This window comes from Streptococcus sp. WM07 (assembly GCF_004570525.1).
GTDB lineage: Bacteria > Bacillota > Bacilli > Lactobacillales > Streptococcaceae > Streptococcus.
In genome coordinates this window covers 1-253 of record NZ_SPPZ01000349.1, presented here as the reverse complement: position 1 = coordinate 253, position 253 = coordinate 1, and the positions used below count along the sequence as shown (strand labels likewise).

At 41.5% G+C, this 253-nt stretch carries 1 pseudogene; it reads left to right on the top strand.

The features are described from left to right. A pseudogene (locus E4T71_RS09505) lies at nt 1–253 on the top strand (transposase); the annotation flags it as partial.

The window sequence follows — 253 nt, the reverse complement described above, 5'->3', positions numbered from 1 at the left end:
GCTCATAGCCTAGGATCTGCTTCTATCATAGCCCACACTATCCATCAAAAATTCAATTTAAAGGTTCCAAATTATAGACAGGAATCTGATTGGGCCAAACTAGGTCTTCCAATTAGTCGTAAAGAAAAAGGAAGCCAGTCTGGTCGGATGTTGGGCGCATGTTCGTAGGAAGTTCTTTGAAGCAACTCCCAAGAATGCGAACTCCTCTTCACTGGCAAAAAAAGGAAGTAACTATTGCGATAGGATGTTTCTT